The organism is Paenibacillus sp. DMB5 (assembly GCF_001517085.1).
In the GTDB taxonomy this organism is placed as follows: domain Bacteria; phylum Bacillota; class Bacilli; order Paenibacillales; family Paenibacillaceae; genus Paenibacillus_AQ.
In genome coordinates this window covers 1-2,431 of record NZ_LRAC01000103.1, presented here as the reverse complement: position 1 = coordinate 2,431, position 2,431 = coordinate 1, and the positions used below count along the sequence as shown (strand labels likewise).

Here is a 2,431-nt window from a genome sequence, read left to right as displayed (position 1 = left end):
CACAATATATTTTACAGACTCCAATCTATCATTTGCCTACCTCTGCGAATGATTGTTGAAGTGAAGCCTAATTCAACTGTTGATATAGATGCGATCCTATAACTTTCTTAAATAAAAAACGAACTATTCCATAAGCACATATATTGGGCTAAACGTAGAATCAGAGATCTATGTTTAGCTTTTTATTTACCTGTTATAATGAGCTCAGGTTATCTCAAATAAAAAAGGAACGGATTTTGTATGACTACGCACATCGTTGAATTGTTAGGTGAAAGTGGGTATTTCGCCATTATCTTAAGTCTGGTTTTAAATATATTAATAAGCATTTTTGCATTCATCCCTAGTGTATTTCTCACAGGAGCTAACATCACCTTGTTCGGTTTTCTCAACGGAATGATGATTTCCTTTTTCGGAGAAGTGCTCGGGGCAATTGTTAGCTTTGTTCTCTATCGCAGGGGGTTCTTGTCCTTAATACGAGGTATAAAAAATGAGAATAAATATTTGAAGAGACTTCAACAAACTTCTGGTTTTGAAGCATTCTTTCTTATTTTTGCTTTAAGAATACTCCCGTTTGTCCCTTCAGGATTGGTTAATATATCGAGTTCCGTTAGTCATGTTAGCTGGGGCACTTTTGGATTAGCAACTATGCTTGGAAAGTTGCCAGCTCTTATTATAGAGGCTTATTCTATTCAGCAATTGCTGATTCTCAGCAAGGAATATCTCAGTGTAGCTTTAATTTTAATAAGTATCGTACTCATTCTAATCATTTTCACGGTTAGTAAAAGAAGACACACTAAGTACAGGGAATAAAAATTTATTAGTTAACATCGCTGAAACAGCCCTTTCTATACTTATCATGAGAATCCATCGCATGTACCTTACCCTACTTCTCAATACGAACAATCCTCAAACAAGCTTACGGAATAAGAATAGCCTATTCAAATAAAAAGATCGCCTCTCTAGTTAGAGGCGATCTTCATTACTCCACATGTAGAAAACTTTCAATTAACGGCTCACCATTTCAGAATAGCTGTTTTCACTGACTACACGGCGAGCTGTTACATATCGCTCCTTATAATACGCCTCTGACAAGCTGCTGATTCTTACGCCCTTACTGCTGGAAGAGTGAGCGAACTTGTTATCACCTACGTAAATGCCCGCATGCGAAATTCCAGAACCAAATGTGTTAAAAAAGACGAGGTCACCCTCACGTAAATCATCTTTGGCTACAGGAATGCCAGTTTTAGCCTGCGATTGAGAAGTGCGCGGAAGGTCATCTACATTGAACTTCTTAAGTACATATAGAATAAATCCGGAACAATCAAAGCCTGAAGTTGTAGTTCCTCCATATAGATAAGGGGTTCCTACGACCCGCTTCACAACACTGTCCAATGTTACCTCGCTAGCATATGTACCTGGTGCTGCAGAAGCAAATATAAATGAGGCTGCCAACATGGATACGATGACTTTCTTCAGAAACTTGTTCTCCCTTCAATGCCTACGGAGTTAGCTGAGGATTCGGTTAAAGGTTCCCTATATTCCCTTTCGTGCAAGAATAATTCACCCAAAAAATGGTTCCCCCGTTTTCAACGCTGAAATTCGGCAACTTATTAATATTTTGTAACTATTAACACTTTAATAGATAGTAGGCTACCTGTCAATCCTTCTAAAAATTTAACTATTAACGTATTTTCTACATACTTTCTTCATTGTTTCTCCATATTTTTGCTTTATAATAACCCGTCATTATCATTCTATGTCTGAAACAATAGTAACGTTTTTGTCATATATTTCAATATCTTTGGTGTATATAAAAAGACGAGTAGTTACTTCCTACTCGTCTTCTAATCCCATATATGTCGTTTAATTGATATTACGTTTTCGATTACGATACCTGTGTTTGTTCCAAAGCCGATCCCAGTGATTCTTCAATTCCCATCATCATTTTATAATGGGCATGATGATGTGTAACCACGAATATCTTTTCAAATACCCGTAAGTACTTACTGACTGTATCCATCGGGTGCTCGATATACAAATCATCTCCTGCAAAGTGAGAACCATCATTGGCCCAGGAGATTAAGGATTTACATATGACCTTCTCATCCTCGTCGAATTTATCAATAATGTCCTGATCGCTGTAATTACCATAGATTTTAAAATAATTTTAAATGATTCTACGAATCAAATTCTGAACGGTGATGGAAGAGCTGTGATTGGCTGACTTTAATTCCTGCCACATTAACTCATACGAGCTTTTAATCGGGTTGCTGTTATACGGGGTTGATTCGGTTACATCATTCCATTTTCGGATAATCCAAAATGTCGGGTCTGTCAATAATTTTGTGTAAACTCTTTTAAGCACAGATTCCCCGAGGGGAAGTCGCGAATCTAACGCAAGTGTTGACCGACCCTGTCTGGGAAAAAGACC

The 2,431-nt window shown here is 37.5% G+C and carries 2 protein-coding genes and 1 riboswitch; of the genes, one reads left to right on the top strand and one right to left on the bottom strand.

Features of this window, described 5'->3' with window-relative positions; all coding sequences use genetic code 11:
• Positions 1-240: 240 nt before the first annotated feature.
• Positions 241-810, top strand: a complete 570-nt coding sequence (locus AWJ19_RS11400) for a VTT domain-containing protein (RefSeq protein WP_068723810.1) — start codon at positions 241-243, stop codon at positions 808-810.
• Positions 811-1,005: 195 nt separating this feature from the next.
• On the opposite strand, the gene AWJ19_RS34030 is transcribed toward AWJ19_RS11400, so the two are convergent.
• Positions 1,006-1,476 (bottom strand): C40 family peptidase, encoded by a 471-nt coding sequence (locus AWJ19_RS34030; protein ID WP_082707838.1) that lies wholly within the window; start codon positions 1,474-1,476, stop codon positions 1,006-1,008.
• A gap of 4 nt (positions 1,477-1,480) precedes the next feature.
• A riboswitch (cyclic di-AMP (ydaO/yuaA leader) is annotated at positions 1,481-1,615 on the bottom strand.
• Between the last annotated feature and the right edge of the window lie 816 nt (positions 1,616-2,431).